This window comes from Aeromonas finlandensis, assembly GCF_000764645.1.
Lineage (GTDB): Bacteria > Pseudomonadota > Gammaproteobacteria > Enterobacterales > Aeromonadaceae > Aeromonas > Aeromonas finlandensis.
Window position 1 is genome coordinate 1 of record NZ_JRGK01000363.1, and the last position, 2,939, is coordinate 2,939.

3 protein-coding genes are annotated in these 2,939 nt (G+C 59.5%); 1 reads left to right on the forward strand and 2 read right to left on the reverse strand.

The window, feature by feature from the left end; genetic code table 11:
- Window positions 1–425 precede the first annotated feature (425 nt).
- Window positions 426–839, forward strand: coding sequence for a GNAT family N-acetyltransferase (locus LD28_RS0121790; RefSeq protein ID WP_033138962.1), 414 nt, complete (start codon window positions 426–428; stop codon window positions 837–839).
- A 34-nt stretch (window positions 840–873) separates the two neighbouring features.
- On the opposite strand, the gene LD28_RS0121795 is transcribed toward LD28_RS0121790, so the two are convergent.
- Together LD28_RS0121795 and LD28_RS0121800 are read right to left on the reverse strand one after the other, a co-directional pair.
- The gene (locus tag LD28_RS0121795; RefSeq protein ID WP_033138963.1) at window positions 874–2,058 is read right to left on the reverse strand and encodes an acyltransferase family protein; all 1,185 of its coding nucleotides are present in this window, start codon (window positions 2,056–2,058) and stop codon (window positions 874–876) included.
- A gap of 340 nt (window positions 2,059–2,398) precedes the next feature.
- A partial coding sequence (locus LD28_RS0121800; RefSeq protein WP_033138964.1) for a class I SAM-dependent methyltransferase occupies window positions 2,399–2,939 on the reverse strand: 541 nt, incomplete at its 5' end.

Here is a 2,939-nt window from a genome sequence, read left to right on the forward strand (position 1 = left end):
GGTCAGACGAATGGAAGACATATTTACCCCTTATGCAGAGGCTCTGTAGAGCCGTCTTGGTCAATGGGCGGTTCATCTGCCGCCTTGGATAGAAGAAGACAAGAAACCGCAAATAAGAAACCGTGAATAAAGGTGGCCTCGGAGCCCGCGGGGGCAGCGATGACTGGCAGTTATGGGGGGCCGCCAGGCCGGACGGGGAAGAAAAGGGCGACAAGGTACGCCAGCGCAGCCCCGCCAAGGGCCACAGGACGGAGCATTATGCCACAATCGCCCCTTGAGTTTCGAACCGGAATTCACATAAACAGCAGGGAATTGCCCGCACGGGTATGACATTGATATGGCATCCGGCGCGGGTCTTGTGATTGCAGCAGCATTCGCGCAACAAAAAATGCAACAACAAAAGTACAACAAAGAGGGAACCCATAGTGACGACCACATTTTTGATCAACCACCCCATCACCACGGCGCAGTTTGCGGCGCTATTGGCGCAGACCACGCTGGGGGCGAGACGGCCTCTGGACCATCCGGCCACCCTGCAGGGCATGCTGGATCACGCCAATCTGCTGGTCACCGCCTGGCAGGGTGAGACCCTGGTCGGGGTGGCCCGCGCGGTGACCGATTTTCATTTTTGTTGCTACCTCTCGGATCTGGCGGTGGCCGAGTCAGTGCAGGGGCAGGGGATTGGCAAAGCCCTTATTCGCGAGACGTTTTTGCAATTGCAGCCGGGCTGCAAGCTGATCCTGCTGGCCGCGCCGCAGGCGGTGGAGTACTACCCCAAGATCGGATTTAGCCAACACCCGAGTGCCTGGGTGATGAATCGTCTGGATGAGCTGGCATAAGACCGTCAACTCATCCAGACAGGGCGGTATTAACTTATCCGACCCGCTCCAGCGCCGGTTGCCGTGACTTGCCCCAGCGGCGCAGGCGCCGTTGCAGTGGCCGCTCCAGCAGGTTGTAACTCAAAGAAGAGAGCCCGATCAGCACCACCAGCATCAGCAAGGTTGCCACAACCCCCAGCAGCGGGTTGGTCTGGCCATACCACCACTCGGTGAGCCCCGGTGCCAGATAGTGGATCAGCTCGCAGCCGGTGAGCAGCACCAGCGCATGGAGCAGGTAGATGGAGTAGGAGAGATCCCCCAGCCAGTTGGTGAAGCGGTTATCCAATAGGCGCAGCAGCGGACTCTGACGCTCCCCCTGAGCGGCACAAGTCCAGATCAGCAGCACGTAGGAGCTGATCAGCAGCAGAGTCAGCTGCGGCGTCATGGTGAACTGCATCAGCGCGAAGGGCAGCACAAAGGCGATCAAGAGCGGCAGATCTCGCTGCATCATGGGCAGGTGTTGTGCGGCCTTGACCCTCGGCAGCAACCAGAGGCCGAGCACAAATTCACTTACCCCGCGCCCCACCGCCAGCACCCCGCTGGTGACATCCAGCGTGCCACGACTGTGCACGATAAAGGCCAGCATCGTCAGCGCCAGCAGGGGGGCGAGATGGCTCCAGCGACTGCGGGTGACTGCGAGCGGGATAAGTAGCGGGAACAGCAGGTAGCTTATCCACTCCACGCTCAGGGACCAGGCGGCGAAGTTCCAGGTCAGCCCGTGATCGGTCACTACCTGCAACAGCAGGAAGGCGCTGGGCAGCGCCTCGGCCGGGGTGAAGGGGGAACCAAAGGGGGGCATCCCTTCCCACTCCCACATCTTGAACAAGGGACCAGCATAGAAGCCGACCCCGTGCTGCGCCTTGTAAAGCTCCCAGCCGACCAGCAGCAGCAGGGTCACCAGGTAGAGGGGGTAGACGCGGGTCAGCCGCAGCCAGAGAAAGCGGCCATAGCCCACGGTGCGGGGCGTACGGGTGAAGGCCTCCCCATAGACATGGGCCAGCACCACGCCGCTCAAAATAAAGAACAGATCGACCCAGAGGTAGCCGTTCTCGATGAGTTGGGTGTGGCCTGCGATTGACTCCATCCACTGGGGAAAGAGCAGCAAGCGGGCATGGAACAGCACCACCATCAGGGCAGCGATGCCCCGCAGCGGCGTTAACAGCGGCAATGATTGATTCATAACGGGATCCCTTGTGATGTTCAGCTTGGCCTGACATCGATTTTTGTTGTTGTGCCGCCCATCAATCCTGACAGGTCGGCTGCTCCGGCTTGGCTGCCGCAGGCGGGATCACATTACGAAAAAGAGAGTCATACGGGTGTGATTTAAATCATAAATGTGCAGTTATTGTGCAAAGAAATGTAAACAGAGAAGACGTGGAGAGCCGGTAGCGAAAGAGGAGGAGATGGAACGTGAAGAGAATAGAGAGGGGGGAGCGTCAGGATCAGGCCTATAGGGCGCGATGCAAAACAATCAGGCCCGCAAGGGGCCTGATTGATCACAAGGGGAGGGTGGTTGCCGATCAGCGGGCGCGAACCACCAGACCTTTGAGGTAGAAGCCTTCCGGATAGGCGGTGCCGATGGGGTGATCGGAAGCCTGGGAGAGCAGCTCCAGGATCTGGGCATCGCGACCGGCATCGAGCGCCGCATCGGCAACGATTTTCTGGAACAGGCTCTGCTCCATCAGGCCTGAGCAGGAGTAGGTCAGCAGCACGCCACCCGGTGCCAGCAGCTGAAATGCCAGCATGTTGATGTCCTTGTAGCCACGGCATGCACCCAGCAGTTGGGCCTTGCTCTCGGCAAACTTGGGCGGGTCCAGCACGATGACGTCGAACTTCTCGCCCTTCTCGCGGTACTCACGCAGCAGCTTGAACACATCGTGACGGATAAACTGGGTGTTGCTGGTATCCAGACCGTTCAGCTCGGCATTCTGGCGGGCGATATCCAGCGCATTCTGGGAGAGATCGACGTTGACCACCTCTTTGGCGCCGCCCTTGAGGGCATAAACACCAAAACCGCCGGTGTAGCAGAAGCAGTTGAGCACCCGCTTGCCTTCGGTGTAC

What these genes read in the sequence shown, in the direction of transcription:
- LD28_RS0121795 (WP_033138963.1), bottom strand. Translation starts at nt 2,058, where the DNA reads ATGAATCAATCATTGCCGCTGTTAACGCCGCTGCGGGGCATCGCTGCC.